The 26,197-nt window shown below is 69.7% G+C and carries 30 protein-coding genes; 16 read left to right on the forward strand and 14 right to left on the reverse strand.

The window, feature by feature from the left end; genetic code table 11:
• Positions 1 to 53: 53 nt before the first annotated feature.
• Positions 54 to 413: a rhodanese-like domain-containing protein gene (locus tag ACFVW6_RS09525; RefSeq protein WP_355283752.1), complete on the reverse strand. Its 360-nt coding sequence runs from the start codon at positions 411 to 413 to the stop codon at positions 54 to 56.
• Between the two features lie 367 nt (positions 414 to 780).
• On the opposite strand from ACFVW6_RS09525, the gene ACFVW6_RS09530 reads away from it, so the two are divergent.
• The 4 genes from ACFVW6_RS09530 (at position 781) to ACFVW6_RS09545 (ending at position 3,926) form a co-directional block, all read left to right on the forward strand.
• The gene (locus ACFVW6_RS09530; RefSeq protein WP_378824638.1) at positions 781 to 1,392 is read left to right on the forward strand and encodes a hypothetical protein; all 612 of its coding nucleotides are present in this window, start codon (positions 781 to 783) and stop codon (positions 1,390 to 1,392) included.
• 152 nt (positions 1,393 to 1,544) lie between these two features.
• The gene (locus tag ACFVW6_RS09535) at positions 1,545 to 2,168 is read left to right on the forward strand and encodes a superoxide dismutase (protein WP_355283756.1); all 624 of its coding nucleotides are present in this window, start codon (positions 1,545 to 1,547) and stop codon (positions 2,166 to 2,168) included.
• Positions 2,169 to 2,325: 157 nt separating this feature from the next.
• Positions 2,326 to 2,853 carry a peptidase gene (locus tag ACFVW6_RS09540; protein WP_355283758.1) on the forward strand — a complete coding sequence of 176 codons (528 nt, stop codon included), beginning with the start codon at positions 2,326 to 2,328 and terminating at the stop codon, positions 2,851 to 2,853.
• 359 nt (positions 2,854 to 3,212) lie between these two features.
• Positions 3,213 to 3,926 carry a TMEM165/GDT1 family protein gene (locus ACFVW6_RS09545; protein ID WP_378824634.1) on the forward strand — a complete coding sequence of 238 codons (714 nt, stop codon included), beginning with the start codon at positions 3,213 to 3,215 and terminating at the stop codon, positions 3,924 to 3,926.
• On the opposite strand, the gene ACFVW6_RS09550 is transcribed toward ACFVW6_RS09545, so the two are convergent.
• Together ACFVW6_RS09550 and ACFVW6_RS09555 are read right to left on the reverse strand one after the other, a co-directional pair.
• Positions 3,902 to 4,546: a TetR/AcrR family transcriptional regulator gene (locus tag ACFVW6_RS09550; protein ID WP_378824632.1), complete on the reverse strand. Its 645-nt coding sequence runs from the start codon at positions 4,544 to 4,546 to the stop codon at positions 3,902 to 3,904. The genes ACFVW6_RS09545 and ACFVW6_RS09550 overlap by 25 nt on opposite strands.
• A 21-nt stretch (positions 4,547 to 4,567) precedes the next feature.
• Positions 4,568 to 5,446 (reverse strand): SDR family NAD(P)-dependent oxidoreductase, encoded by an 879-nt coding sequence (locus ACFVW6_RS09555; protein ID WP_357341794.1) that lies wholly within the window; start codon positions 5,444 to 5,446, stop codon positions 4,568 to 4,570.
• A 153-nt stretch (positions 5,447 to 5,599) separates the two neighbouring features.
• Between ACFVW6_RS09555 and ACFVW6_RS09560 the strand changes: the two genes are divergently transcribed.
• The gene (locus tag ACFVW6_RS09560) at positions 5,600 to 6,367 is read left to right on the forward strand and encodes an SDR family NAD(P)-dependent oxidoreductase (RefSeq protein WP_218716139.1); all 768 of its coding nucleotides are present in this window, start codon (positions 5,600 to 5,602) and stop codon (positions 6,365 to 6,367) included.
• A 121-nt stretch (positions 6,368 to 6,488) separates the two neighbouring features.
• On the opposite strand, the gene ACFVW6_RS09565 is transcribed toward ACFVW6_RS09560, so the two are convergent.
• The 4 genes from ACFVW6_RS09565 to ACFVW6_RS09580 all read right to left on the reverse strand — a co-directional run bounded on the left by ACFVW6_RS09565 (position 6,489) and on the right by ACFVW6_RS09580 (position 11,521).
• Complete coding sequence (locus ACFVW6_RS09565) at positions 6,489 to 7,307, reverse strand: class I SAM-dependent methyltransferase (protein WP_378824630.1); 819 nt, start codon at positions 7,305 to 7,307, stop codon at positions 6,489 to 6,491.
• Between the two features lie 67 nt (positions 7,308 to 7,374).
• Complete coding sequence (locus ACFVW6_RS09570; protein ID WP_355283771.1) at positions 7,375 to 7,827, reverse strand: GNAT family N-acetyltransferase; 453 nt, start codon at positions 7,825 to 7,827, stop codon at positions 7,375 to 7,377.
• Positions 7,828 to 7,953: 126 nt separating this feature from the next.
• A complete protein-coding gene (gene htpG, locus ACFVW6_RS09575) occupies positions 7,954 to 9,912 on the reverse strand; it encodes a molecular chaperone HtpG (RefSeq protein WP_378824624.1) in 1,959 nt (652 codons plus the stop codon).
• A gap of 13 nt (positions 9,913 to 9,925) precedes the next feature.
• Positions 9,926 to 11,521 carry a TM0106 family RecB-like putative nuclease gene (locus ACFVW6_RS09580; RefSeq protein WP_387791281.1) on the reverse strand — a complete coding sequence of 532 codons (1,596 nt, stop codon included), beginning with the start codon at positions 11,519 to 11,521 and terminating at the stop codon, positions 9,926 to 9,928.
• A gap of 237 nt (positions 11,522 to 11,758) precedes the next feature.
• Between ACFVW6_RS09580 and ACFVW6_RS09585 the strand changes: the two genes are divergently transcribed.
• The 7 genes from ACFVW6_RS09585 to rraA are packed head-to-tail and all read left to right on the forward strand — an operon-like array spanning position 11,759 to position 16,174.
• Entirely contained in the window at positions 11,759 to 12,433 is a 675-nt protein-coding gene (locus ACFVW6_RS09585) for a DUF6474 family protein (RefSeq protein ID WP_378824620.1), read from the forward strand.
• Positions 12,434 to 12,440: 7 nt separating this feature from the next.
• On the forward strand, positions 12,441 to 12,962 hold the full coding sequence (locus ACFVW6_RS09590; protein WP_378824618.1) for a hypothetical protein: 522 nt from the start codon (positions 12,441 to 12,443) through the stop codon (positions 12,960 to 12,962).
• 41 nt (positions 12,963 to 13,003) lie between these two features.
• A complete protein-coding gene (locus ACFVW6_RS09595) occupies positions 13,004 to 13,654 on the forward strand; it encodes a YcnI family protein (protein WP_378824616.1) in 651 nt (216 codons plus the stop codon).
• A complete protein-coding gene (locus tag ACFVW6_RS09600; protein ID WP_378824614.1) occupies positions 13,654 to 14,229 on the forward strand; it encodes a copper resistance protein CopC in 576 nt (191 codons plus the stop codon). Before ACFVW6_RS09595 ends, ACFVW6_RS09600 begins: the two co-directional genes overlap by 1 nt.
• A gap of 6 nt (positions 14,230 to 14,235) precedes the next feature.
• A complete protein-coding gene (locus ACFVW6_RS09605; RefSeq protein ID WP_378824612.1) occupies positions 14,236 to 15,180 on the forward strand; it encodes a CopD family protein in 945 nt (314 codons plus the stop codon).
• A 36-nt stretch (positions 15,181 to 15,216) separates the two neighbouring features.
• Entirely contained in the window at positions 15,217 to 15,672 is a 456-nt protein-coding gene (locus ACFVW6_RS09610) for an SRPBCC family protein (RefSeq protein ID WP_355283786.1), read from the forward strand.
• A gap of 13 nt (positions 15,673 to 15,685) precedes the next feature.
• Positions 15,686 to 16,174 (forward strand): ribonuclease E activity regulator RraA, encoded by a 489-nt coding sequence (gene rraA / locus ACFVW6_RS09615; RefSeq protein ID WP_030201693.1) that lies wholly within the window; start codon positions 15,686 to 15,688, stop codon positions 16,172 to 16,174.
• A 25-nt stretch (positions 16,175 to 16,199) separates the two neighbouring features.
• Here the strand turns inward: rraA and ACFVW6_RS09620 are convergent, their stop codons facing one another.
• Positions 16,200 to 16,421 carry an RNA-binding S4 domain-containing protein gene (locus ACFVW6_RS09620; RefSeq protein WP_218716112.1) on the reverse strand — a complete coding sequence of 74 codons (222 nt, stop codon included), beginning with the start codon at positions 16,419 to 16,421 and terminating at the stop codon, positions 16,200 to 16,202.
• Positions 16,422 to 16,542: 121 nt separating this feature from the next.
• On the opposite strand from ACFVW6_RS09620, the gene lysX reads away from it, so the two are divergent.
• The 4 genes from lysX (at position 16,543) to ACFVW6_RS09640 (ending at position 21,725) form a co-directional block, all read left to right on the forward strand.
• Positions 16,543 to 19,863: a bifunctional lysylphosphatidylglycerol synthetase/lysine--tRNA ligase LysX gene (gene lysX / locus ACFVW6_RS09625; protein ID WP_378824609.1), complete on the forward strand. Its 3,321-nt coding sequence runs from the start codon at positions 16,543 to 16,545 to the stop codon at positions 19,861 to 19,863.
• 167 nt (positions 19,864 to 20,030) lie between these two features.
• On the forward strand, positions 20,031 to 20,342 hold the full coding sequence (locus ACFVW6_RS09630) for a hypothetical protein (protein ID WP_355283788.1): 312 nt from the start codon (positions 20,031 to 20,033) through the stop codon (positions 20,340 to 20,342).
• Between the two features lie 35 nt (positions 20,343 to 20,377).
• Positions 20,378 to 21,064 carry a hypothetical protein gene (locus ACFVW6_RS09635; RefSeq protein WP_378824606.1) on the forward strand — a complete coding sequence of 229 codons (687 nt, stop codon included), beginning with the start codon at positions 20,378 to 20,380 and terminating at the stop codon, positions 21,062 to 21,064.
• A 37-nt stretch (positions 21,065 to 21,101) separates the two neighbouring features.
• Positions 21,102 to 21,725 (forward strand): histidine phosphatase family protein, encoded by a 624-nt coding sequence (locus ACFVW6_RS09640; RefSeq protein WP_378824603.1) that lies wholly within the window; start codon positions 21,102 to 21,104, stop codon positions 21,723 to 21,725.
• A gap of 55 nt (positions 21,726 to 21,780) precedes the next feature.
• Here the strand turns inward: ACFVW6_RS09640 and ACFVW6_RS09645 are convergent, their stop codons facing one another.
• From ACFVW6_RS09645 to ACFVW6_RS09670, 6 genes are all read right to left on the reverse strand, one after another.
• A complete protein-coding gene (locus tag ACFVW6_RS09645; protein WP_355283795.1) occupies positions 21,781 to 22,680 on the reverse strand; it encodes a cutinase family protein in 900 nt (299 codons plus the stop codon).
• Between the two features lie 251 nt (positions 22,681 to 22,931).
• On the reverse strand, positions 22,932 to 23,303 hold the full coding sequence (locus ACFVW6_RS09650; RefSeq protein ID WP_355283797.1) for a hypothetical protein: 372 nt from the start codon (positions 23,301 to 23,303) through the stop codon (positions 22,932 to 22,934).
• A gap of 10 nt (positions 23,304 to 23,313) precedes the next feature.
• On the reverse strand, positions 23,314 to 23,769 hold the full coding sequence (locus ACFVW6_RS09655) for a roadblock/LC7 domain-containing protein (RefSeq protein WP_355283800.1): 456 nt from the start codon (positions 23,767 to 23,769) through the stop codon (positions 23,314 to 23,316).
• Positions 23,766 to 24,773, reverse strand: a complete 1,008-nt coding sequence (locus ACFVW6_RS09660; RefSeq protein WP_378824599.1) for a hypothetical protein — start codon at positions 24,771 to 24,773, stop codon at positions 23,766 to 23,768. The genes ACFVW6_RS09655 and ACFVW6_RS09660 overlap by 4 nt, the downstream gene beginning before the upstream one ends.
• Entirely contained in the window at positions 24,770 to 25,090 is a 321-nt protein-coding gene (locus ACFVW6_RS09665; protein ID WP_378824597.1) for a hypothetical protein, read from the reverse strand. Before ACFVW6_RS09665 ends, ACFVW6_RS09660 begins: the two co-directional genes overlap by 4 nt.
• Before the next feature lie 353 nt (positions 25,091 to 25,443).
• Positions 25,444 to 26,049, reverse strand: coding sequence for a tetratricopeptide repeat protein (locus ACFVW6_RS09670; RefSeq protein ID WP_218716106.1), 606 nt, complete (start codon positions 26,047 to 26,049; stop codon positions 25,444 to 25,446).
• Positions 26,050 to 26,197: the final 148 nt, after the last annotated feature.

Genomic DNA, 26,197 nt, shown 5'->3' on the forward strand with positions numbered 1-26,197 from the left:
CACAGCGTGCACATGGTTGCACCACCGAACTCACCCGCGCACCCCGTTCCGGACTAGTAGATCTTGGCTTCGTGCTCGCCGTCGGCGACCACCGGACGGCCGGTCTGCTGCCAGGCCACCATGCCGCCCGCCACGTTCACCGCCTCGTACCCGATATGGGCCAGATACTTGACGACCTCGATCGAGCGCCCGCCCTGCCTGCACACCACGTACACCTCGGCGTCGATGTCGATCTCGTCGAGCCGGGCCGGCACGTCGACCATCGGGATGTGGATCGCGCCGGGCGCGTGCCCGAGCTCCCACTCGTCGGGTTCGCGCACGTCGAGCAGCTGGGCGCCGGCGGCCGGTTCGGCGTGGTCGAACGCGGCGGGTACCGCACCCACCGGCACCGTGGGCACATCGGAGCTCGTCACGCCTCGATCCTGCCATGCCGGAAGCGAGGCCGGGCGGGGCAATGCGCGGTCTGTGGATGGATCCCGGTTATCCACAGAATCCACAACTTGATCCACAGGTCCCAGCTATCGGTCAGCACACAATCATGAGGCGGGGGCTATCAGCCGAGGTGCGTCGCGCGAAGTCAGCGGCGGAACGGCCGATCCGGGACTCCCCTCCATGTCATCCCGGAGCGGCCGTTCGCCGCTGACGTCGGGATTCCGACCTCCCATCGGTCCCGACATCTACTTGGACGCGAGCCGGACCGTTTCGGTTCCATAAAAACGACATCACTAGAGAAAATCCTAAATCCTGGGATCTGGGCGGGCCGATCGGTAGCCTGAGCGCATGAACGTGAGCAGGGGGCTACTCGACAGTTTCGACATCAACGGCCTGAATACCGCTTTGTCCGAATCAACCTGTCTCGGAGTAGAGGTGGACGCCGCCGCGGGGCGGCTGCAGCTCGCTCTCGAGGTGCTGACGCTACCCGCCGACGGCGAGACGCCGATCGACACCAAAGTCCTGCTCACCTTCACCGGAGTCACCCGGGTGGCGGCGTCCCTGCGCATCCAGCGCTGGGACGACATCGACGCCCGCGTCCTCCCCCTCACCCTCGAGCAGCTCGACGAGGCCATCGAGAGTTTCGGTGGCGGCGGGCTGCACGGCTGGGAATTCATCGACCTCGACGACAGCGGCTGGACCCTGTGGAGCGAGCTGCTCAGCTTCGACACCGTGCTCGACAACCGGATCGCGGCGCACGTCATCGAGTTCTCCCAGGAAGAGGGCATCGACCCGCGCGAACTCGACGTCCGCGTCTGGTTCGACCGGATCACCGTGGCCGACCCGGCGGGCCGGGAGATCCCGATGGCCGAGTTCATCGCGGGCGGCAAGCGCTGGTGGGCCGCCCACGATTCCGGCGATCTGCGGGCCTCCAAGGCCGACGTCGCGCCGCCGCTGTAACCATCCGCCCGCGGACACCTGGGTTTCCTCCGGTGTGATTCGAAGGGAATGCAGGGCCGACCGTCTGGGGTTGCATCGAGCGGGTGTACGAATGATGGTTGGTGTGCTCGTCCGACTGGGCGCACACAGCCCGACATACGGAAAGGGACATCGTGGCCGTCTACACGCTGCCGGAACTGGACTACGACTTCGGCGCACTGGAGCCGCACATCTCCGGTCAGATCAACGAGATCCACTACACCAAGCACCACGCCGCCTACGTCGCGGGCGCCAACAAGGCGCTGGAGCAGCTCGAAGAGGCCCGCGAGAGCGGCGACCTGGCGAACATCCTGCTGCTGGAGAAGAACCTGGCGTTCCACCTGGGTGGTCACTACAACCACTCCGTCTGGTGGAAGAACCTCTCCCCCAACGGTGGCGACCAGCCCGACGGTGACCTCGCCGCCGCGATCGCCGACCAGTTCGGTTCGTTCGACAAGTTCCGCGCGCAGTTCACCGCTGCCGCGAACGGCCTGCAGGGCTCCGGCTGGGCCGTCCTGGGTTACGACACCCTGGGCCAGAAGCTGCTGACCTTCCAGCTGTACGACCAGCAGGCCAACGTGCCGACCGGCATCATCCCGCTGCTGCAGGTCGACATGTGGGAGCACGCCTTCTACCTGCAGTACAAGAACGTCAAGGCCGACTACGTGACCGCGTTCTGGAACGTCGTCAACTGGGCCGACGTGCAGGACCGCTTCGCTCGCGCCGTGTCGCAGGGCAAGGGCCTGATCTTCGGTTGAGAAAAGCCCTCGACGGGCCCGGCCGCGGTTTCGCCGCGTCCGGGCCCGTTGTCGTTTTTGCCCAATCTGGCAGTCATTGGCACTTGTGTGCCAGATGGGTTTCGGGCTATTCCTGAGGTACCGGGCAGCGCAGCCCCCGGATAGTCGGGAGGCCATCATGACGACACACGGTCCGATCGGGATCACGCCCTTCCAGGCGCGCGGTCACCTCCAGGGATTCGTGGTTTCGGGCCGCTGGCCGGATACCACCAAGGAATGGGCGCAGGTCCTGGTGCTCGCCGTCCGGGTGGCCTCGATGCCCGGCCTGCTGACGACCTCGACGGTGTTCGGGGTGCGCGAGGAGCTGCCCGACGATCCGGAACCGGGCACGGTCGGACTGGTGCTGGCCGAGGGGCCGGTGCTGGGCGAGGAAGCGATCCAGCCCGGCCGGTTCGCCGCGCACGTGCCGCCCGCGCTGCTGATGCTGCATCCGCCGTCGGAGACCCGGCCGTCGCTGCCCGAGTGCACCGGCGCCGCCTCGGGCTGTGTGCTGCTGCCCGGCGTGCCGCATCTGGGTCTCGAGCACCGCGCGGCCTGGGCCGAGGCCGAGCTCGACGGCACGGTCACCTCGCTGGTGAGCCGGGTCGGGATGGATCTGATCAGCGATCCCGACACCGCCGTGCTGGCGATGTTGCTGGCGGCCTGAGGCTTTCGCGACCGAGGTCTGGCGAACGCTCGGCAACGGGCGTCCGCGACCCGTAATTCAGGGATACCGAACTATTCGGGCCGCACAGCCAAACTTACTGCGGCCATTGCGATTTCGCTCATAAGGAGTTGGCATCCCGACAGCTATCGGGTTAGGGTGGACAGCAGCGAAGGGGAGTAGCCCGCAATCGCGCAGTCGACATACTGATCGGCGCCACATTCGGCGCGGTCCGGCTGCGGGAACCGGTCACCACCGGTGGGCGAGACCTTCGGCCACGAACCGATCCGTCGACCGGTGTGGCTGGAGGCGCACCCGTTTCTTCAGCCGCAGGCCGGAGTACCACCCTGGGAGCTGAATTCATGATCGCCACGATCCTGCTGAGCTTCGGCGTGCTCTTCCTCGCCGAGCTGGGCGACAAATCGCAGCTGATGGCGCTCACCTTCTCGCTGCGCTATCGCTGGTGGGTGGTGCTGTCCGGCATCACCGTCGCCAGTGTCGCCGTCAATCTGATCGCCGCCGGTGTCGGACATTTCCTCGGCACCGCGCTGCCCGCGAACGCCATCGCCGTCGTCACCGCGCTCACGCTGCTGGTCGTCGGCCTGTGGACGCTGCGCGACGCCCTCGGCGCCGGCACGGAGAACGACGACGCGCCCCCGCCCAGCACGCGCAACGCCTTCCTGGTCGTCATCTCCGCCTTCATGCTCGCCGAACTCGGCGACCGCACCATGTTCGCCGCCGCCGCCCTGGCCTCCAAGAACGGCTGGCTGGCGGTGTGGATCGGCTCGACCCTGGGCATGGTCGCGGCGGGTGCCCTGGCGATCCTGGTCGGCAAGCTCGCGGGCAAGCACCTGCCCGAACGCGGCATCGCCTTCGCCTCCGGCCTGCTGTTCCTGTTCTTCGCCGCCAAGACGATCCTCGACGCGTTCGTCCCCGGCCTCGGCGGCTGGGGTTCGACCGGCCTGGCGCTGGCCGTCCCGGCCGTGGTCGGCCTCGGCATCGGCGCCTGGCGGTTCACCCGGCCCGGCAGGTCCGCCGCGCCGATCACGGATCAGCCGGCGAACGCGTTGCCGTAGACGACACCCGAGCGGCGGGCCAGGTCGATCAGCGGTTCCTTCAGCGCGCGCAGGCCCTCCAGGTCGTCGGCGGCGATCTTGCCGGTGACCATGGCGCCGATGGCGGCGGCCAGGGTGGCGCAGGCGAACTGCTGCTCGTCGGTCTGGGCGCCGAGCATCGCGGCCACCACCGCGACGAACCGGCTCTGCAACTCCATCCGCGCCTGGACCGCCGACGGCCCGACCGCGTACACCTCCATCAGGAACAGCCTGGCCGAGGCCGGATCGTCGATCATGTGGTCGAAGTAGGCAGTGAGGATCGCGTCCATTCTGGTGAACGCGTCGGCGTCGGCGGTGTCGGCGATGACGCCCTGCAGCCGCCCGGCCAGCAGGCCGGAGACCCGGTCGAAGGCCGCGGCGAAGCAGTCCTCCTTGGAGCGGAACAGCTCGTAGAACGTCTCGCGGGAGACCCCGGCCCGTTTGAGCACGGCCGCCACCGGCGTGCCGACATAGCCGCCTTCGGTCATCGCCTCGCCCATCGCGACGAGGATGCGTTCCCGCTGGGAGGCGACCACTTCTTCGCGCGAGAGGTGGTGCCGTCCGCGCGGGAGCTGGCGCAGGGTGGATGCCGAATCGCTCATCGTCGAACTCCGTGCTCGAGGTCAGGCTTGCCGTTCCATTCTGCGTGGTCGGGCAGGCTGGGTGGTGGTGAAGGGGGCGTCCTCGGTGCGCGCGATCTCGATGGCGCGAGCGACCCGGTTGCCGAGCAACCGCTGCACCAGCTGCTGCGCCAAGGGTCGCACCGGCAGCACGAGCGACACCCACCAGGGTGAGACGACGCTCTTGCGCCTGCGCGCGATCGCCCGGACCAATGCGTCCACGGCCGGTCCGATCGGCGAGGTGCCGGTCAGGCTGATCTCGCGCAGGCCGGTGTGTGCCGCCGCGGTGCCGAAGCCGCGCCGGGTCATCTCGGTGTCGATCTCGGCGAAGTAGCTGACGCCGACGCGCGCGCCGGTCGGGCGCAGTTCGCAGCGCAGGGTGCCCGCCAGCGACTCGACCGCGGCCGCCGAGGCGCTGTAGGCGCCGGCCAGCGGCAACTGCACCGCCGTGGAGATCGACGACATCATCAGCACGTAGCCGCCGGGACGGGCCAGATGCGGACCGGCGGCCTGCACGGCGTACGCGACGCCGAGCACGTTGACCGCGAGGGTCTCCTCCAGCACGCTCGGGTCGCCACCGATCATCGGCATCTGCTTGGCGATGCCCGCGTTGGCGACGAGCACGTCGAGTCCGCCGAGTTCGGCGACCAGCGCCTCGACCACCCGGTCGACCTGGGCGCGGTCGGCGACGTCGCAGTAGCGCCACGGGGCGTCGCCGCATTCGGCGGCCACCTCCGCCAGCAGTTCCGGTTCCAGTCCGAGCAGGGCGACGTGGGCGCCCTGCGCGGTGAGCTTGCGGGCGAGTGCGGCCCCGATACCGCGAGCTGCCCCGGTGATCAGGACCTTGCGTCCGGCCACCGTCGGAGCGGCGAACGATCTCATGAACGCACGTTACCACCGGAAAACAGCCCTGTTCGCTGGTATTTTCGCAGCTGATCCGGCAGCGTCGGTGGGCGTGATGGGCACCTCACCGGAAACCCGCTAGGGTGCCAATTGACGAAGTGCCAACTAGCAGTCATGAACGAGAGGACCATCGTGGAGATTTCGGGTTCCGCCGCCATCGTCACCGGAGGCGCATCCGGCCTCGGTGCCGCGACCGCCAAGCGTCTGGCCGACGCCGGCGCCACCGTCTTCGGTCTCGACGTCCCGGCGTCGATCGAGCGCGCCGGTGACAATGTCCCCGCGGGTGTCACCCTGATCGCGGCCGACGTGACCAGCGGCGACGAGGTCGCCGCCGCGATCGCCCAGATCACCGAGGGCCCCGCCCCGCTGCGCATCGTGGTCAACTGCGCCGGTGTCGGCTGGGCCGGTCGCATCCTGTCCAAGAACGGCCCGCACGACCTGGAGCTGTTCCGCACCGTCATCACCGTGAACCTGCTGGGCACGTTCAACGTGATGCGCCTGGCCGCCGACGCCATCGCCAAGACCGAGCCGGTCGACGAGTACGGCCAGCGCGGCGTGGTCATCAACACCGCGTCGGTCGCGGCGTTCGAGGGCCAGATCGGCCAGATCGCCTACTCCGCGTCCAAGGGTGGCGTGCACGGCATGACCGTCCCCGCCGCGCGCGACCTCGCCCAGTTCGGCATCCGCGTGAACACCATCGCCCCCGGCATCATCGACACCCCGATGCTGGCCGGCGTCACCGAGGAGTACCGCAAGGGCCTCGAGGCGGGCGTCCCGTTCCCGTCGCGCCTCGGCCGCCCGGACGAGTACGCCCAGCTCGTCGAGTACATCGCGAGCCACGACTACCTCAACGGCGAGACCATCCGCATGGACGGCGCCCTGCGTATGGCCCCGCGCTAGGACGCTCCCCCGCGACTTCCGCCGATCGGGACCACCTCGTCGGTTGGCCGACCGCGTCGGTCGTGGAGTGGGTGACATCGATGACTGCCCGTCGCCGGTTTCGGCGGCGGGCAGTTGTCGTTCAGGCCGCGGGGACCGTGCCGACGCCGAAGAGGGCCGTGGTGAACAGCGGTGTGTTCGCGCGGTAGGTGACCGTGAGGTGCTCGATGGCGGCCTCGGTGCGGCGTTCCCATTCCGCTTCGCCCACTTCGTGTCTGAGCGTGGTCAGCGGGGCGCTGCTGCGGGTCATGGTGTCCCACAGCGCCGTCGCGTCCGGGAAGCGGACCTCGACCGTGTGCGGGCGGATCGTCACCGCCTCGAATCCGGCCGCGCGCAGCTCGGCCTCGAAGACGGCCGGGTTCTCCAGGCCGCGCGCGTTCGGCTGCGGCAGTGCGGCGTTCGGGTCGCCCGCGGTCAGCGCGCCGTAGAGCGCGCGCATCAGCGAGGAGTCGACGGCGGGCGCCCAGGCGGTGACGACTGCGGTGGCGCCGGGGCGCAGGACCCGGCGGAGCTCGGCGAAGCCCTGCGGCCGGTCGGCGAAGAACATGAGACCGAACAGGGAGAATCCGGCGTCGAAGCGGCCGTCCGGATACGGCAGGTCCTGGCCGTCGCCGACCTGCGCGGTGATCGTGGTGTGCCCGGCGAGTTCGGCCGCCGCCGTGAGCTGTTCGATCATCGGGGCCGAGACATCGATCGCGTCGACCCGCGCGCCCTTGGCCGCGGCCGCGAGACTGAGCAGCCCCGTTCCGGCGGCGACGTCGACGATCACGGAATACGTTCCCGGCGTCACCAATTCGAGCGCGCGCTCCGCGAACGGACCGAGCACGGTCGCCGCCGCCGCGGCGTACCCTTCGGCCACCAGATCCCACGGCTGTGCCGTGACCGACGTCCCCTCCGACATGTCCGACCGTTCCTCTCGCTCCGCGATCGATGCCGCGACCAGACTACGTTTTTCGCCTCGTACGGTGTCAGAGAGTGCGTTCGAAGGTGATCAGCGCGCGGCCGGGGCCGTTGTAGTCGGGGACCGGGCCGGTGACGGTGAAGCCGAGACTGCGATGGAAATCGATCGAGGTGAAATTGGCCGGGGCGGTGATGGCGGTGACCACTTTTCGGCCGTCGGCCCTGGCCAGCTCGAAGAATTCGTCGTAGAGGGTGCGGCCGAGCCCGACTTTGCGGGCATCGGGGCGCACCCCGACGAAATGGATATAGGCCGCGTCGGGATCGGACGGGGAACCGAAACCGATGAGGAAACCAGAGATTCCGTCGTCGTCGGTCGCCACCAGGCTGGTGCGATGGAAGTGGTCGAGGAACAGCCTCGGCAGGCTCGGGACCACGGTTCTGCCCCACCAGTGATCGACCACCCCGATCAGGCCGTCGTAGTCGCCGGGCCGCGCCCGGCGGATCACATGCCCCGCCGCCATCCCTCCATAGTGCGGCTTGCGAGGCCGGTCGGCACCCGTATTCCGCACAGCGAGCGCAGCCCTTGTCCGCGAACCACGATGGCCGCTCCGGACGAGCGGCCATCGTGGGTGCGTGTTCGAGCTGCCTCAGACGGTGCGGGTCAGGCGCTCCGTCAGCAGCTGGGCGAAACGAGCCGGGTCCTTGAGTTCGCCGCCCTCGGCGAGAACCGCGGTGCCGTAGAGCAGTTCGGCGGTCTCGGCGAGCTCGGGCACCTTGCCCTCGTCGGCATCGGACTTGCGCGCGTCGTAGGCGTCGCGCAGGCCGGTGACCAGCGGGTGGGTCGGGTTGAGCTCGAGGATGCGCTTGGATTCGGGCAGCGCCTGGCCCGAGGCGCGGTACATGCGCTCGAGCATCGGGGTGAAGTCGAAGACGTCACCGACCAGGCAGGCCGGGGAGGTGGTGAGCCGGTTGGTCAGGCGCACCTCCTTGGCGACCTCGTCGAGGGTCGAGCCGAGCCAGGTGAGCAGATCGGCGAAGTCCTTGTCCTGCTGCTCGCGCAGGGCCTCGGTCTCCTTCTTCTCGTCCTCGGTCTCCAGGTCGACCTCGCCCTTGGCGATCGACTGGAACTTCTTGCCGTCGAACTCCGGCACCGAGCCGACCCACATCTCGTCGACCGGATCGGTCAGCACCAGCACCTCGCGGCCCTTGGCCTTGAACGCCTCCAGGTGCGGCGAGTTCTCCACCTGCGCACGGCTTTCGCCGGTCATGTAGTAGATCGCGTCCTGGCCCTCCGGCATCCGCTCGACGTACTGCTTCAACGTCGTGAGCTCGGAGTCCGAGGCGGTCGAGGCGAAAGACGAGACGGTGAGCAGGGTTTCGCGGTTGTCGGTGTCGGAGAGCAAGCCCTCCTTGAGCACCCGGCCGAACTGGGTCCAGAAGGTCTGGTACTTCGTCTGGTCCTCGGCGCCCTGCAGATCCTTGACCGTGGACAGCACCTTCTTGACCAGGCGCTTGCGGATCATCTGGATCTGGCGGTCCTGCTGCAGGATCTCGCGGGAGACATTGAGCGAGAGGTCCTGCGCGTCCACCACACCCTTGACGAAGCGCAGGTACTCCGGCATCAGCTCTTCGCAGTTGTCCATGATGAACACCCGGCGCACATAGAGCTGCACGCCGCGCTTGTGCTCACGGGTGAACAGGTCGAACGGCGCGGTCGACGGGACGAACAGCAGGGCCTGGTATTCGAAGGTGCCCTCGGCCTTCATCGGGATGATCTCGAGCGGCTCGTCCCAGGCGTGGCTGACGTGGTGGTAGAACTCCTTGTACTCCTCGTCGGTCACCTCGCTCCGCGGCCGGGTCCACAGCGCCTTCTGCGAGTTGAGGGTCTGCTCCTCGACGATGGTCTTCTCGACCTTGTCCTCGCCCTCGCCCTCCATCACCGTGCGCTCGACCTGCATGCGGATCGGCCAGGCGATGAAATCGGAGTACTTGCGGACGATCTCGCGCAGCTTCCATTCCTGCGTGTAGTCGAAGAGGTGATCGTCCTCGTCGGCCGGCTTGAGCTCGAGGGTGACCGAGGTGCCCTGCGGCGCGTCGGCGACGGTGTCGATCTCGTAGGTGGAGCTGCCCGCGGCGGCGTTCCAGCGGGTGCCCTCGGCCTCGCCCGCCTTGCGGGTGGTGAGCGTGACCCGGTCGGCGACCATGAAGGTGGAGTAGAAGCCGATGCCGAACTGGCCGATCAGCTCCTCGGCGGCGGCGTCGGACTTGGCCTCGGTGAGCTTGCGGCGCAGCTCGGCGGTGCCGGACTTGGCGAGGGTGCCGATCAGATCGATCACCTCGGCGCGGGACATGCCGATGCCGTTGTCGCGGACGGTCAGGATGCGCTTGTCGGCGTCGACCTCGAGCTCGATGTGCAGGTCGGAGGTGTCGGCGACGAGGTCCTTGTCCTGGAACGTGGCCAGCTTCAGCTTGTCCAGCGCGTCGGAGGCGTTCGAGATCAGCTCCCGCAGGAACGTGTCTTTGTTGGAGTAGACCGAGTGGATCATCAGCTCCAGCAGCTGGTGGGTCTCGGCCTGGAACTCGAGGGTTTCGACATGCTCTGTCACGCCCCCGATCGTATTACCGCCCGAAATCCGCCAGGGAGGGAACCTCGTCGGCGGCTCGCTCGGTCATCCAGCCGCGCAGGACCTGGGTGGCGCGCACGTCGTCCTCGTTGTATTCGAACAGGCGGGTGCGCTGGGACAGGTCGGATTCGGCGTCGTAGCCGACGGCGCGGCGGTACCAGCCCATCGAGGCCTCGCCGCCCGCCTCCGGGTCACGCCAGGCGAAGCCGGCGACCGGGGCGATCTTCTTCAGGCCCTTGCCGTTGGGGCAGATGAACTGGTCGGTGACGGCCTGGAACATGTCGACCCACTCGGGCGAATCGACGAACGCGCGCACCTGCTCGTGCGTCGGCACACCCGGCCTGCCCGCGAACCGGCGGGCCGACTCGTAGAGCCACTTGTCCTCGGCGGTGCGGGAGTAGCAGTAGGCGGCGAAGGTCTTGCCCGCGGCGTGGGCCTCGGCCCGCACGCCCATGAGCCAGGTCCAGAACTCCCCGAAGGAGCGGCCCTCGTCCTCGGTGGGCAGCGGGTCCCAGGTGACGAACGGCCGGTAGACGTCGTCGAGCAGGGTGCCCCACAGGTAGGCGCCGTCCTCCTGGTAGCTCTCCAGGTCGACGTCGACCTCCACGTCGGCGCGGCGCACGCTCACCGTGTCGAAGCGGCGCACCAGCGGCGCGCCCTCGATCCAGGCGCGGGCGGTGACCACGGTCTCGGAGAACGGGCCGTGCTGCCAGTCCTCCGGGTCGTCGCCGGTCCAGGCGGCCAGCTCGTCGACGGTCTGCACGCCGTGTACCCGCAGCACGTCGGCCCTGGAACCGGGCGCGACCAGGCTGACATCGCGCATCAGCGCCAGCTGCCCCTCGCAGCTCGGCGCACCGTCGGCCCCGCGCACCCACCACGGGCACTGCCTGCACTCGGGCACCTTCGACGGCTGGGTCGGCAGCTCGCCGCGCACCACCGCGATCCGGTCGCCGTAGCGCTGGTCGTAGTCGGCCAGGACATTGGTCAGGTCGTGCACGAGGATGCGGTCGAAGGCCAGGCCGATCGCGCCGCCGAGCAGGGCCGGGCTGGCCATGCCGTGGCGCTGCAGCATCCGGTACAGATGCGCGAGGCGCTGCTGGTCGCGCGGCTGCGGACGCAGCTTCACGTGCTTGTCGCGGCGGGGCTGCCAGCGGAACAGCTCGGAGGTCAGCGGGTGGAAATCGGCCGGGTCCGGCCTGCGCGGGTCGGTGACCTTGTGGTTGACCACGATGATCGGGATAAAGCCGCCGCGGTCGTCGTCACGGAGCAGGAACTCGGCGCCGCCGCGACGGCCGGTATCGGGTTCCTGCGGCAGCAGCCCACCCCAGATGCGGGCGGCGCCCGCCTCCATGGCGGCCATCGTCGCCGCGGCCTTCTCCCCCGCGCGCAGCCGCGGGTCGACCACCACCCACTCGGCGGGGGCGGCGGCGACCAGCTCGTCGCGGACCTTGAGCCGGTGCGCGGCGGCGGCCTCGCGGCGCTGCTGGACGCCCGGATCCTCCCTGACCTCGGCGATGGTGCCCGGATGCTCGGCGTCCAGGCGCAGGCGATGCCTGCACCCGATCAGCGAGCGCGCGTCCAGGAAGGCGATCCGGGACTCGGCGACCCCGGTGTCGGTACCTCGATCGAGCGCAGCGGAAGCGGGGGCCGGGCGATGCACCGGCCCGCCGTCGAAGTCGTCCTCGGCTGCACGCACGCAAGCAGTATGGTCCCTCCCCCCGACACAATGCCCAATCGCTACCCTCATCCCACTACGCTACGAAGTACGGCAGGCCGCTACCCCGGCACTGCCTCATGACTTGGCGAGCATGACGGAGGGCCTGATCTCATGGGGTTGTTCAGCAAGCGCAAGCGGCGGCCGAGCCGACGCGCTGAGGCGAAGGCGCTCAAGCACAAAGCGGCCGTGGAGGCCAAACTCGGCGCCAAGAACGAGCGCAAGGCCGCCAAGGCGGGCGAACGCACCACCCGCCGCGCGGCCAAGGCACAGGCCAGGACCGAGGCCAAGGTGGCCAAGGCGCAGATCGCGACCCTGCAGGCCGAGGAGAAGGCCGCCCAGAAGGTGGCGGCGAAGGCCGACCGCGAACTGTTCAGCGCGAGCCAGATCCGCAAGTACATCGGCGTCGCCCGGGTGCTGGTCCCGGTGCTCACGCCGCTGGCCTACCGGGGCGCCACCTATGTCCGCGGCCAGCTCGACGCCCGCAAGGCGCAGCAGCTCGGCATCGGGCTCGACCAGCTTGGCGAGTTCAGCGGCCACGGCGCACGCCTGCAGGCCCGCATCACCAACACCGAGAGCGCGCTCGACAAGGTCGCCGCCGACGCCCCCGGTGACGCCGACACCAAGAAGTTCGTCGAGGCCGCCCGGTCCCGGCTGACCGACCTGACCGTCGCGGTGAACACCGCCGAGCAGATGCCCGCCACGCGCCGCAAGGCCGTGCACGCGTCCATCTCGTCCGAGCTGGGTGTGCTGGAGACCGACGCGCTCGCCCGGCTCGGCGTGCGCTGATCCCGTCGTGACCACGTCGCAGCTCACCGCCCGCTTGCGCGGGGGTGGCTGCGGCGTCCTCGTCGGCGCGCTGGCCGTCGCCGCGCACGGGAGCGCGGGCGGCGGTGTGCCGCGCTCGTCGGATCTCGCTCTGCTGCTGCTGGTTTCGCTCGGCGCGGGCGTCATCGCGAGTGGGCCGCGCGGGCGGTCGGCCGCGCCGATGGTCCGGGCCTGCGCGGCGCTGCTCGGTGGGCAGTGGGCCGGGCACTTCGCCCTGTCGGCGTCGCTGGATCATCACGACGAGCTGTTCCATCTGCCGGGCGCGCCGATGGTGGCCGCGCACACCGTCGCCGCGTTCGCCTGCGCCGCACTGATTCTCGTCGCCGAGCGGCTGTATCTCGCCGCGTCGAGTGTGATCGCGGTCGTGCTCGGCCCGCCGCCGACCGCCGTCGCCGTCCGCGTGCGGCGCTGGGCCGATCTGGTGCTCGCCGGGCCTACCGGCCATCCGAGGGGCGCGCGATGTCCGCGCGCGCCGCCGCTGTCCGCCTGATTCACGACGACATCAGCATCTCTTCGGACAGAAGGCATTCCATGCACAACTTCATCACCCGCGGCACCGGGACCGCCGCCATCGCGGCCGGTCTGGTGCTCGCCGCCTGCGGCTCGGCGGCCGCGCACGTGACCGTCGACGCGCCGGGCGCCGCCCAGGGCAAGTACACCGTCGCCACCTTCAAGGTGCCGACCGAATCCGAGACCGCGGCCACCACCGCGCTGCGCGTCACGGTGCCGAACCTGAAAAGCGTGCGCACCGAGCCCATGCCGGGCTGGACGTCCAAGGTCGAGCGCAACGACAAGGGCGAGGCCGTCGCCGTCGCCTGGACCGCCGACCCGGGCAACCCGGGCGTCGGCCCCGGCCAGTTCCAGCGCTTCGTGCTCTCACTCGGCCCGCTGCCAGCGCAGGACACGGTGAACTTCCCCGCCACCCAGACCTACAGCGACGGCAAGGTCGTCGCCTGGGATCAGCCGAGCACCGGCGGCGCCGAGCCGGAGCACCCGGCACCGTCGATCACGTTGACCGCCAACGGCGGCAGCGCGAGCGGCGACCACCAGGTCGCGTCCGGCGAGACCAGCGCGAAGGAGACCGATACGGTCGCGCGCTGGCTCGGCGGCCTCGGCCTGGCGCTCGGCCTGTTCGCGGCCGCGCTCGGCCTCGGCCTCGTCTTCCGGTCGCGGCGGTCGTGATGCGGGCCGATCATCTCGTCGCCGACATCAACCGGTCCGCGCGCCGACGCATCGGGCGCCGGGTGCTCGCCGTGCTGATCGCCGGCCTGTTCGCCGCGATGTTCGCGGCGGCGGGCACCGCGAGCGCGCATTCCGGCGCCGTGAGCAGCGTGCCCGAGGACGGCTCGACCGTCGAGGTCGGGCCCGCGCGCGCGAGCATCACCTTCAACGAGGAACTGCAGCAGAACTTTCCGTCGCTGACCGTGGTCGGCCCGGACGGTCGTCTGTGGTCGAAGGGCAAGGCGCTCGTCGAGGGCCGCACCGTCAGCGTGGAACTGGGCGAGCTCGGGCCGGTCGGCGAGTACACCCTCGCGTTCCGGGTCACCTCCGCCGACGGGCATCCGGTCAGCGGGACCCGGCATTTCACGCTGAGCAAGGCGGGCACCGGTACGCCGGGCGCCAAGCCGGGTGAGGACAAGGCCGACGGCGGCGGCGATTCCGGCGGCGGCGTGCCGGTGTGGGTGTTCATCGCCGGTGGTGTCGTGCTGTTCGGCGCAGGCCTCGCGGTCGCGCTGCTGTCCGGCCGCAAGAAGTAGTCACCCATGACGACCGGTCGCCGGGCACCCGCGACGACGCCGCGGCAGTGGCGGGTCCTGGTGCCGGTCGTGGTGGCCGCCCTGGCCGGGGTGGCGCTGGCGTGGCTGCTGCGCCGCGACGGCGGGTTCCCCTTGGCGGCGTGCGCCCGGGTGCTCGCCGACGGCGCGGGCGCCGTGGTGCTCGGGCTGGCGGCCCTGCCCCGGCTCGACGACCGGCTGCGGGTCGACTGGCGCCCGCTGGCCGTGCTGGCCGGGATCTGGTTCGCGGCCGAGTTCGCGGTGCTGGTGGCCGAGGCCGCCGACGTGGTCGGCGTGCCGGTGGCCCGGCTCGGCGCCGGCGAATTCGGCACCTTCCTGGTGAACCTGAGCAGCGGTCAGATCGGCATCGCGATCCTGTTCTGCACCGGCGCGGTGGCCTGCTACGCGGCGCTGGCCTACCGCAGGCCCGACACCGCGTCGGCCGATCTGGTGCTGGTGTTCGCCGCGGTCGCGCTGGCCCTGCGCCCGATCACCGGGCACATGTCCCAGCAGATGTTCGGTTCGGTGCTGGCCGCGATCCACGCGCTGGCCGCGGCGTGCTGGCTCGGGCTGCTGGTGGCGATGGCGGTGGTGCTGCGCACCCGTGGCGGCTGGGCGCGGACCCTGCCGCGCTATTCGGCGCTGGCCGCGCCGTTGATCCTGGCGGTGGCCGCGACCGGGACGATCGACGGGCTGGTGCGTCTCGGCGGGCTGGAGCCGCTGTGGTCGACCGGCTACGGACGCATCCTGCTGGCGAAGTTCGCCGTCCTGTGCGCGCTGACCGGCCTGGGCTGGTGGTGGCGGCGCAGCTGGGTGCGCCGGGCCGCGGAGCACCGGGTGACCGCCGAGATCTCCCTGCGCAACGCCGCGATCGAGGTCACCGTGATGGGCCTGGCGTTCGGCCTGGCGGCGACCCTGGCGGTCACCGCGTAGCCGGATCGGTCGCGACCGACCATTAAAGTGGCCGACATGACCGAAGTGAGGATTGTCGAAGACTGCGCCGCGTCCGCCGAGACGGCGTTCGAATACGTCAACGACTACCGTAATCTGCCGCATTTCCTGTACGGCATCGAATCCTTCGTCCCGGTCACCGACCAGACCGACGGGCTGGGCGCGACCTTCGACGGCCACATGAAGCTGGGCCCCGCGTCGCTCAAGTCCCGGGTCGAGGTCGTGAAGTGGGAGAAGGGCCGCGTGATCGGCATCAAGTCGATCAAGGGATTCGAGATCATCTCGACGTTCCACTTCTATCCCAAGGGCGACGCGCTGTGCACCGTCGACGCGACCATCGAGTACTTCGTGCCCGGCGGGATCGCGGGCAAGATGCTCGGCAAGACGATCGAGCCGTTCGTCAAGATCGCGGTGAAGCACACCACAGACAGCCTGGTCAAGGAGATCGCCAAGGCGCATCTCGAGGGCGCCTGACAGAATGCTGGCCATGACCGAATCAGCGAATGTTGTGGCCACCGCCGATCTGGCCGACGAGATCGGCCCCGAGATCCGCAGTTGTGACACCCAGTTCATCCAGTTCGGTGGCCGGGCCGCGTTCGCCGGGCGGATCACCACGATCCGGTGCTTCCAGGACAACCTGCTGGTGAAGCAGACCCTGGGCGAGCCCGGCGAGGGCAAGGTCCTCGTGGTCGACGGCGGCGCGAGCGTGCACACCGCCCTCGTCGGCGACATCATCGCGGGCCGTGGCGTCGACAACGGCTGGGCCGGCGTGATCGTCAACGGCGCGGTGCGCGACTCGGCGATCCTGCGCACCCTCGACATCGGGGTGAAGGCGCTGGGCACCAACCCGCGCAAGAGCACCCAGACCGGCAGCGGCGAGAAGGACGTCACCGTCGAGTTCGGCGGCATCACCTTCGTCCCCGGCGAGATGCTCTACAGCGACCACGACGGCGTCGTGGTCCGCGCCGAGGACTGAGCGTCCGGGGAGGCGGGTGTTCGGGCTAGTTCCCGGACACCCGCACCTTGTGGCCCGCGAGCACGACGACGTCGCCCACCTGTAGTTGCCTACCGCGGCGCAGCTCCACCTCGTCGTTGACCCGGACCAGACCCTGGGCGATCACCGTCTTGGCCTCGGAGCCCGAATCGATCAGGTTGGCCAGTTTCAGGAATTGCCCGAGCTTGATGACCTCGTCATCGATCGGCACATCGACTGGTTCCGACATGGGCTAATACTTACCCCCCGGCGAAAAACCGGTCGCAACCGGCCCCACCACCGGGCCGCGTGACGAACACGCCGCAGTGTCCGCCACACCGATCCGGCCCGGATGCACGCACACTGGATCGGTGACCACCACGCAGGCCGAGCAACACCCCATCGTCGAGGCATCGCCGGGCCGCGCCGCCGCCGTTCCGCATCGTGGGCACGGCAGGCTGGCCGAGGTACCGCACATCACCGGGCTCGTTCTCGGTGTCTTCGCGGTGCTGCTGTTCCTGTGGAGCCTCTCGCCCGCGCTGCGCTATCTGACCCAGGTGCCGCGGCACTATGTGGACGTCTACTACTTCGACGCCCCCGACACCAGCCTCGTGTGGGCGGTGGTCGTCGGCCTGCTGGCCGGGGCGATCGCCAGCCGAAAACGCGTCGCGTGGTGGCTGCTGGTGGTGTACCTGCTGCTCTACGCGATCTCCAACATCCTGGACTTCGTCGCCGACGACGACATCGACGCGCTGGTGGCCTTCGTCGTGCACGTCGTCGTCATCGGGATCCTGATCGCGGCGCGCAACGAGTTCTACACCCGGGTCCGGCCGGGCGCGCTGTGGAAGGCGCTCGGTGTGCTGGTGGCCGGGCTGGCGCTGGGCTGCCTGATCGGCTGGGGTCTGGTCGAACTCGCGCCGGGCACGCTGCCGCCCGGCCCGCAGCGGCCGCTGTGGGCGGTCTACCGGGTGACGGCGGCGGTGCTGGTGAACAACGAGCACTTCGACGGGCACCCGCGGCCGTGGGTCAATTTCCTGCTCGGCCTGTTCGGCGCGATCGCCCTGCTCGCCGCGGTGGTGGTGCTGCTGCGCTCGCGCCGGGCCGACAACGCGATGACCGCGCTGGACGAGTCGGCGCTGCGCGGGCTGCTCGCGGCGAGCGATGTCGAGGACTCGCTGGGCTACTTCGCCACCCGCCGCGACAAGGCCGTGGTGTTCGCGCCGAACGGCAAGGCCGCCATCACCTATCGCGTCGAGCTCGGGGTGAGCCTGGCCAGCGGTGATCCGATCGGGCCGAAACAGGCCTGGCCGCAGGCCATCCGGGCCTGGCTGGAGGAGGCCGACCGATTCGGCTGGGCGCCCGCGGTGATGGGCGCGAGCGAGCTCGGCGCCACCGCCTACCGCAACGCCGGGCTCGCGGCCCTGCGGCTCGGTGACGAGGCGATCCTCGACACCCGCACCTTCTCCCTGGCCGGGCCGGAGATGAAGCAGGTGCGCCAGGCCGCGAACCGGCTGCGCAAGCACGGGATCGGCGTGCGGGTGCGCAGGCACCACGACATTCCCGCCGACGAGTTCGCCGAGATCGTCGCCAGGGCCGACGCCTGGCGCGACACCGAGACCGAACGCGGCTTCTCGATGGCACTGGGCCGCCTCGGCGACCCGCTCGACGGCGACTGCCTGCTCGTCGAGGCCGTCGACCACGACGATCGGGTGCACGCCATGCTCTCGTTCGTCCCGTGGGGCCGCAGCGGCGTCTCGCTGGAACTCATGCGCCGCGACCCGCAGAGCCCCAACGGCGTGATGGAGCTGATGATCTCCCAGCTCGCGCTGAACTCCGACCAGTACGGCATCACCAAGATCTCGCTGAACTTCGCGGTGTTCCGGTCGGTGTTCGAGGAGGGCGGCCGGATCGGCGCGGGCCCGATCCTGCGCGCGTGGCGCGGAGTGCTGCTGTTCTTCTCGCGCTGGTGGCAGCTCGAGGCGCTGTACCGGTCGAACGTGAAGTACCACCCGCGCTGGGTGCCGCGCTTCTTCCTCTACGAGGAGCGCAGGCAGCTGCCCCGGGTGGCGACGGCCAGCGGTCTGGCCGAGGGCTTCCTGCCGCGCATCGGCAAGGAGCCCGACGCGGCCGTGCACACCGGAACGCACTCCGCGGTCCCGGCGAGCGTCACCGGCCTGCACGCCGACGGCAGCGCGCCGGACGCGCCGGAGGGCGAGGACACCGAGCAGGGTCCGCGCAGGCCCGAGCAGGTCCGCGTGCGGATGGACAAGCTGGACCGGCTCACCGCCGCAGGCGTCGACGCCTACCCGGTGGCCTACCCGCCGACGCACACCATCGCCGACGCCCGCGTCTGCCCGAAAGGCACAACGGTGCGGGTGGCGGGCAGGCTGCTGCGCATCCGCGACTACGGCGGGGTGATCTTCGCGGTGGTCCGCGACTGGACCGGTGAGATCCAGCTCGTCATCGACCGAGAGCGGGTCGGCGCCGACCGCAGCGCCGAGTTCACCGAGTTCTTCGACCTGGGTGATCTGATCGAGGTCAGCGGCCAGCTCGGCACCAGCCGCAGCGGCGAGCTCTCGCTGCTCGCCCAGGACTGGCGGATGAACGGCAAGTGCCTGCACCCGCTGCCCGACAAGTGGCGCGGCCTGGCCGATTCCGAGGCCAAGGTCCGGCAGCGCTACGTCGACATGGCGATCAACCCGGAGACCCGCGAGGTGATGGGCAAGCGCAGCGCGGTGCTGCACTCGCTGCGCGACTCGCTGTTCAACTGGGGCTTCCTCGAGGTCGAGACGCCGATCCTGCAGCAGGTGCACGGCGGCGCCAACGCGACCCCGTTCCGCACCCACATCAACGCCTACGACCTCGACCTCTATCTGCGCATCGCGCCCGAGCTCTACCTCAAGCGGCTGTGCGTCGGCGGCATGGAGAAGGTGTTCGAGCTCGGCCGCACCTTCCGCAACGAGGGCGTCGACTTCAGCCACAATCCCGAGTTCACGATCCTGGAAGCCTATGAGGCGCACAGCGATTACCTGCGGATGATGCAGCTGTGCCGGCGGCTGATCCAGGACGCGGCGATGGCGGCCAACGGCGCCGAGGTGGCGCTGCGCCCGAACGACGAGGGCGGGTTCGACGCCGTCGACATCTCCGGCGAGTGGCGGGTGAAGACGGTGCACGGCGCGGTCTCGGAGGCGATCGGCACCGAGATCACCACCCGCACCGAACTCGCCCGGCTGCGCGAGCTGTGCGACGAGGCGGGCATCGCCTACCAGCACGGCTGGGACGCGGGCCAGGTGGTGCTGGAGATGTACGAGCACCTGGTGGAATCGCAGACCACCGACCCCACCTTCTACTGCGACTTCCCCACCTCGGTCTCGCCGCTGACCCGCTCGCACCGCAGCATCGACGGCGTCACCGAGCGCTGGGACCTGGTCGCCTGGGGCGTCGAATTGGGCACCGCCTACAGCGAACTCACCGACCCGGTCGAACAGCGGCGCAGGCTCACCGAACAGTCGATGCTGGCGGCGGGCGGCGATCCGGAGGCGATGGAACTCGACGAGGACTTCCTGCAGGCGCTCGAACACGCGATGCCGCCCACCGGCGGCCTCGGCATGGGCGTGGACCGGGTGGTCATGTTGATCACCGGCCGCAGCATCCGCGAGACGCTGCCGTTCCCGTTGGTGAAACCGCGCTGATTCGGGGTACACCGTTACTCGTGTAAACGAATCGTGGCCGCGCCGCGATGAACAACTACTCCGGGACGCCGCGAGGCTTTCGCATCGAAAGCCACACCCACGGCGCTAGTCTCGGAGTTCCGGCACCGGGAGGATGCCGGGCCAACGACCTATCGGGATGGGAACACATGTATCTGGATCTGCTGACCACGGCCGCCCTCGTCGACCCGCACATGCTCACGAGCAGCTTCGACACCCTGGCGAGTTCGGACACGGTCAACACCGCGCTGGAGCTGGCGGCCAAGAAGAAAAAGAAGAGCAGCTCCGGCCTGATCATCGGCGGTATCTGCTGCCTGCTGATCGTCGTGCTCATCATCGGTGGCATCTTCCTGCTCAAGAACAAGAAGAAGGACAACGGCCAGCCGCCCGCCCAGCCGCCCTACGGCGGTCCCCAGGGTGGTCAGCCGCCGTACGGTCAGCCGCCCTACGGCCAGCCCTGACCTGATCGAGGGACTCGCGGCGATATCCTCGCCCGATGACGAGGCATCCCCGCGAGTCCTCGAACGAACGCCTGGTCGCCCACGGGCTGTCCGCGACCGGTGTCGCCGGCCTGTTCCTGCTGCTGCGGCTGTTCGCCGTCACCGATTACGACTGGAACGCCGCGTTCTCGCTGCTCGGCACGCTGGGGATCGGCGATGTCGCCGCGATGGTGGTCGGCACGCTGATGGCCAGCCCGCTGCTCGGCGGGATCGCGTTGTCGGTGCTGCTGCCGGAGGCGGTGATCCATCAGATCCGGCTCGGCAGGCCGAGCTGGACCAACGCGGGCAATCTCACCTGGTTGGTCGTGATCGCCCTGTTCACCGGCGCGCTGGTGTGGACCTACCGGGTGTGGTGGGTGCTGATCGTCGCCGGGGTCATCGCCCTGGTGCTGTTCGGGCTGTTGCGGGCGGGCAAGCGGAATCCCCAGGGCGCGAAGTTCGCGCACTGGTTCGTCGGCAGTTCCGCGCTGATCGTCACCAGCGCCGCCCTGATCCTGGCCGCGACCGTCCAGGTGCCGTGGGTCTCCCGCGAGCACATCGAGACGAAGACCGGCCTCGTCGACGGCTATGTGATGGAGAATCCGCCCGGCTTCCTGAAGGTGTTGCGCGAGGACGGCCGGGAGATCGTCATCATCGACACCGCCGATGTGACCGGTCGTACGGAGATCGACCCGGAGCCGTGAGACCGCCCGGCCCGGCGATACGGCAGAGTGTGTGAGCGTGCAGCTCATTCTCGTGCGTCACGCCCAGCCCGAACGCGTCGTCGGGGCCACCACCGCCGCCGATCCCGGCCTGACCGACATCGGCGGGCAGCAGGCCGACCGCGTTCCCGCCGCGCTCGCCGCGCACGAGATCGCCCGGATCGTCAGCAGTCCGCAGCGGCGGGCCCGCGACACCGCCGCCCCCACCGCGGCCGCGCGCGAACTGCCCGTCGACATCATCGACGACCTCGCCGAGTACGACCGCGACCTGCCCGCCTACATCCCCATCGAAGACGCCAAGACCGACTTCGCCGAGGCCTACGCCCGGATCAAGGCGGGCCTGCTGCCCGAGCAGATCGACGGTCCGGCCTTCGTCGCCCGCGTCCTCACCGCGATCGACGGCCTGGTCGCCGCCGCGGCCCCGACCGACACCGTCGTCGCCTTCGCGCACGGCGGCGTCGTCAATGTCCTGCTGGCCGACATCCTGGGCCTGGACCGCCCGCTGACCTTCCCGATCGACTACTGCTCGGTGACCCGGATCCTGTACTCGCGCACCGGCTCCCGCACCGCCGCGACGATCAACGAGAACGGCCACGTCTGGGACCTGCTGCCGCGCAACCTCGCCAGTCCCGCCTCCCCGTGAACGGCCGAGGGCCCGGTGTCGGTCGTCCGACACCGGGCCCTCGTGAGGCGTTCGCTCAGGCCTGCTGGGCGATCCAGTTGTGCATCCAGGTGATGGCGGTCTGGCCGCCGCCCACCGGGTAGCTGCCGTAGAGGGTGTGGGCCTGCGAGCGGTAGAAGCGCTCCAGGTCCTTGGCGCGCTGCTGGTTGGCCGCGTCGGAGAGCTGCGCCTGCAGGGTCGGGACGCCGCCGTGGGCCATCAGGTCGTTGACGATGGCGCCCGCCTCGATCTGGTAGCGCCACAGGTTGGCCGGGTTGGCGTCGGAGCTCTGCGCGAGGAAGCCGGCGAAGCGGGTGACGAAGTCGTCGGTGGCGGTGGCGCAGTACAGGTCGTCGACGGCGCAGATGGTGCGCACGCGGTCGCTGATCCAGCCGAAGCCACCGGGCCGCGCGCCACCGGCGCCCGCGCCCGCGGCGATCGGGCCGACCTGCACGTCGGTCGGCGAGCGGCGCGGATCGGAGATCAGGCCGACGGCCTTGACCTTGCCCGGCGCGATCGGGCTGACGGCGGTGCCGATCTCGGCGGCGAGGTCGCCCGCCGCGTCGGCGCCCTGGCTGTAGCCGACCAGCGCGATATCGGTGTCACCACACGCGGCGAGCTTGGCGGTGATCAGTCCGCGCGCGGCGTCGACCGCCTGCTTCTTGGACTGACCGTAGACATCGCCCTCCCACGGGAAGGCGGTGGCGGCGTAGGTGACGTAGTCGACGTCGGTGTTCCGGGGTAGCCCGTTGGTGACGCCGGCGAGCATGCCGGGGCCAGGAGCCTTGTCGTGCCCCGTTTCCCAGGTGCCCGGGATCGCGACGACATAGAGACTCGGGCAGCCGGGCGCCGCCGCGGCGCTCGTACTGCCGACCATGATGCCGGTGGTCATCGCCGCGGCAGCACCCAGCGCCGCGACAACTTTCTTCAACTGCATACCGCTCCAGTTCACCTTTGCTCGATGCAGAGCAAACCCCGATAAGTCGCTGTCGAGATCCTGGAATCGGCCGATGGCCATGCTGCGCCTCACCCAGACCTCGCCGCGAATCACAATAGGCGGACGAGCCCGCTGATGCCACACGACGACTCGCGCATGTCCGATTTCCGACAGTCGACATCGCCGCAGGGTGCGCGGGATGTCGGCGGCCACTTCGAGTCGCCGACATGTTCATCCGCCGTTGGGGTGACTCACACCTCCAGGTCTTCCTCGATGCCCTTGAGGCGGTGGCGGGCCAGCGCCAGGTTGGACCGGCCGCGATCGAGGGCGAGGTAGAGGAACAGGCCCTTGGACTTGCGACCGGTCATCGGGCGGATGACGTGGTACTGGCTGCCGAGGGTGATGAGCACGTCCTCGATGTCCTCGTTGATGCCGAGCTGCTCGATGGTGCGCATCTTCGCGCGGACCACCTCGGTGTTGCCCGCCGCGGCGACCTGCAGATCCAGCGCCTTGCTGCTGCTGAGCATTCCGAGCGCCATCCCGCTGCTGTAGTCGACGACCGCGGCGCCTATCGCACCGTCGATCACCATCATGTCCTTCAGTGCCAGGTCCATATTCGACATGTCGTGCCTTTCAATCGGTTTCTTCCTTGGATTGCGCCGCCGCCAGATGTTCGGCGATGGCGCGCGCCACCGGCCGCGACTCCAGGTGGAGCCGGCCGACGTTCACTTCCGGGCCCGCGAGCACGGTCAGCGAGGTGTAGCCGGCGGCGTAGATCACCACCTGCCCCTCGGTGCCGAGCACGACGACCTCGTTGAACCCACCGCCGTGCGCCGTGGTCGCCAGGCGATACGACAGCGACAGCTGCGCGGCCGCCATCGCGGCCATGCCGGTGGGTTCGATGTGCGGGGGTAGGTCGTGTTCGATCAGCAGCCCGTCGCTGGAGGCCACCACCGAACCGGTCAGGCGGGGGACGCGCTCCCGCAACGACTTCAGTTCGGCCAGTACGGCCGTGTTCCGTTCGGGCACCGGCATCGCCACCTTCGTCCTTCCCCTCCATTCACCGAGCAGTTTCTTCCGCACGGTCACGCAAGCTCCTCCAACGCCGCCCTGAGCCGGATGAGTACTTCGCGGTCGACCTGTCGCCAGCGCTCGGGTTCGTACGGTGCCGCGCCGGTTCGGTTTCCGCGATACCGGGCGGGCGCGGTCGCTTCCTCGTCGACCGCGTGCCGACCGGTTCGCTCGCCCGTCCCCGCGTGCACCGGCCGGGGCGGACGAGCCGTTCCCACGCCGCCGCCGAGCGCGGGCGGGACCCGCTTCGGTAGCGCGGGCACGCCTGTGCTCGGCACCTCCGGTGCCGAATGCCGGTGGCGCCCGGTGTCTTCGACGGGGGCGGGCGCGAGCGCGAGGTGCCGTCCGGCAGGCAGCGCGGCGACGGGCTCGGGCGCCATGGCCTGCTCCGCCGCCGCGCGGTCGGGTTCCTGGATCAGCCCCGCGGTGGTGAGGTCGCGCACCGCGACCAGGCAGCCGTAGGTGGTGCGGCCGAGGTCGCGGGCGATCTCGGCGATGCTGCGCCGCTCGTCGGCGGCGGCCAGCACCTCGGCCTGGCCACCGGTGAGCACCACCCGATGCCGGCGGACCCGGCGCGCGGGGATCACCGGAACCGCGGCGACCAGGTCGGCGGGCCACGGGCCCCACTCCGAGGCACTGCGCCGGGCGCATTCGTGCAGCAGCGTGTGCGGCGCCACCCGGCAGACGGGGGCGAGCCAATGTTCGGGTGTCGGCCGGAATTCCGGCTCGGCCGCCGAGGCGAGCAGGAAGAAGGCGGCGTCGAAGACCGACAGCAGCGCCAGGGTTTCCAGCCGGGGCCGATGCAGTAACGGGCCGGGATCGCCCGCGCCCGCCCGGCGCCAGTCCTCGGCGGTCGCCACGCCCGCCTCGACCACCAGCCGGTCCAGGCCGATCGTGCGCCTGCACCCGGCCGAGGCGATCGCGCCGCGCGCCAGATGGAATTCCCCGTCCCCGGCCCGCAATACCCCGGTCGAACCCTGTTCCTCGTGCCGGTGCAATTCCTCGGCGAGGGCCAAGCTCATCGATCGCCGCCCGTCAATTCCTCGAGCGCGCCACGCAGCTGATACCGGGCCATGCCGAGATTGCCGGTGTCACCGCCGAAGACGACGTGTACGAACAGCCTGCCGTCGAAATCACCCTCGATCAGGTGCAACAGGTGGAAGCCTTCGGTGCGGCAGACGACGATCTCGGTGATGTCGTCGTCCGGGCGCCCGGTCGCCAGCGCCGAACAGCCGAGCGCGGCCCGCACCACATCCGTGGTGCCCGCCGCATCCTCGTGTTCGTCGACGATGTCGTGCACTCCAGCGGCGGCAATCGCCAACCCGCTGGCCCCATCCACCAGTGTCACGCTGCACGCACCGGGAATATCCATGATGCGCTTCAGGCAGCCGTCGAGAGAATTCACACGCCCCGGCCTGTCATCGAGAGGTTATCGGAACGTGACGTTATACCTCCCCGCAAATTCCCGCACGCCGAACGCCGGAAAATTGCTGTGGCCCATAATGTTTGCTGAGGTTTGCTGGAAAACCGCTCGGTATCAATACTTTTGGGTAACTTGATTTCGATTCGCTGCCGACCCGATAAACCCGGTGCTCAACCGCTGTTTACCGCACCGGCGACCCTCTCGCGAACATCACGAAAAGAACGCGACGAAGCCACGGACCACGGGGCGGTCCGCCGGAAGGGAGCTACTCAGCCCGCGGCGCGCCGGTACCAGGACTCGGCCTCGCGGTGCGCGCCCTGGGACTCCAGGAGCGCGGCGAGGTTCGCCATGGCGCGCGGGTGACCGAGATCGGCGGCGCGGCGGAAGCAGCGGCGGGCCTCGGTGAGGGCACCGCGGTGCCGCAGCAGCATGCCGAGATTGTTGACGGCGTCGATGTCACCGTTGTCGGCGGCGTCGCGATACCAGGCCTCGGCGTCGTCGAGGCGGTCCTGGTCCTCGCACAGGCGGGCGAGGTTGTACATCGCGTCGACGTTGCCCGCGAAAGCGGCATGGTGGTACCAGGTTTCGGCACCCCGGCGGTCACCGCACTGGTAGAGCAGGGTGGCCAGGTTGTACATGGCGTTGACGTTGCCCGCGGCGGCGGCCCTGCGGTACCACGACTCGGCCTCGTCGAACTCGCCGAGCTTGTCCAGCAGAACGGCCAGATTGTTCATCGCCCTGGTGTGCCCGGCGGCGGCCGCCCGGCGGAACCAGTGCTCGGCGGCGTCGAAATCGCTGTGGTCGTAGTAGATGTTGGCGAGGTTGTGCATGGCGGTACCGTCTCCGCGCTCGGCGGCGCGATGCAGACTCGCCATCGTTCCCGGCGGTAACGGCACTTCTCCCCCTCGGGTCATCACCGGTTACACATCGATAACGGAAAGTCTATGTGCTGCACCGGAGATCAGCCACGTCGTTTGCTTCGGCACCGAAAACATTGTGCGCGTGCCGTGTTCAGACCCCTAC

The organism is Nocardia sp. NPDC058244 (assembly GCF_042882065.1).
Lineage (GTDB): Bacteria > Actinomycetota > Actinomycetes > Mycobacteriales > Mycobacteriaceae > Nocardia.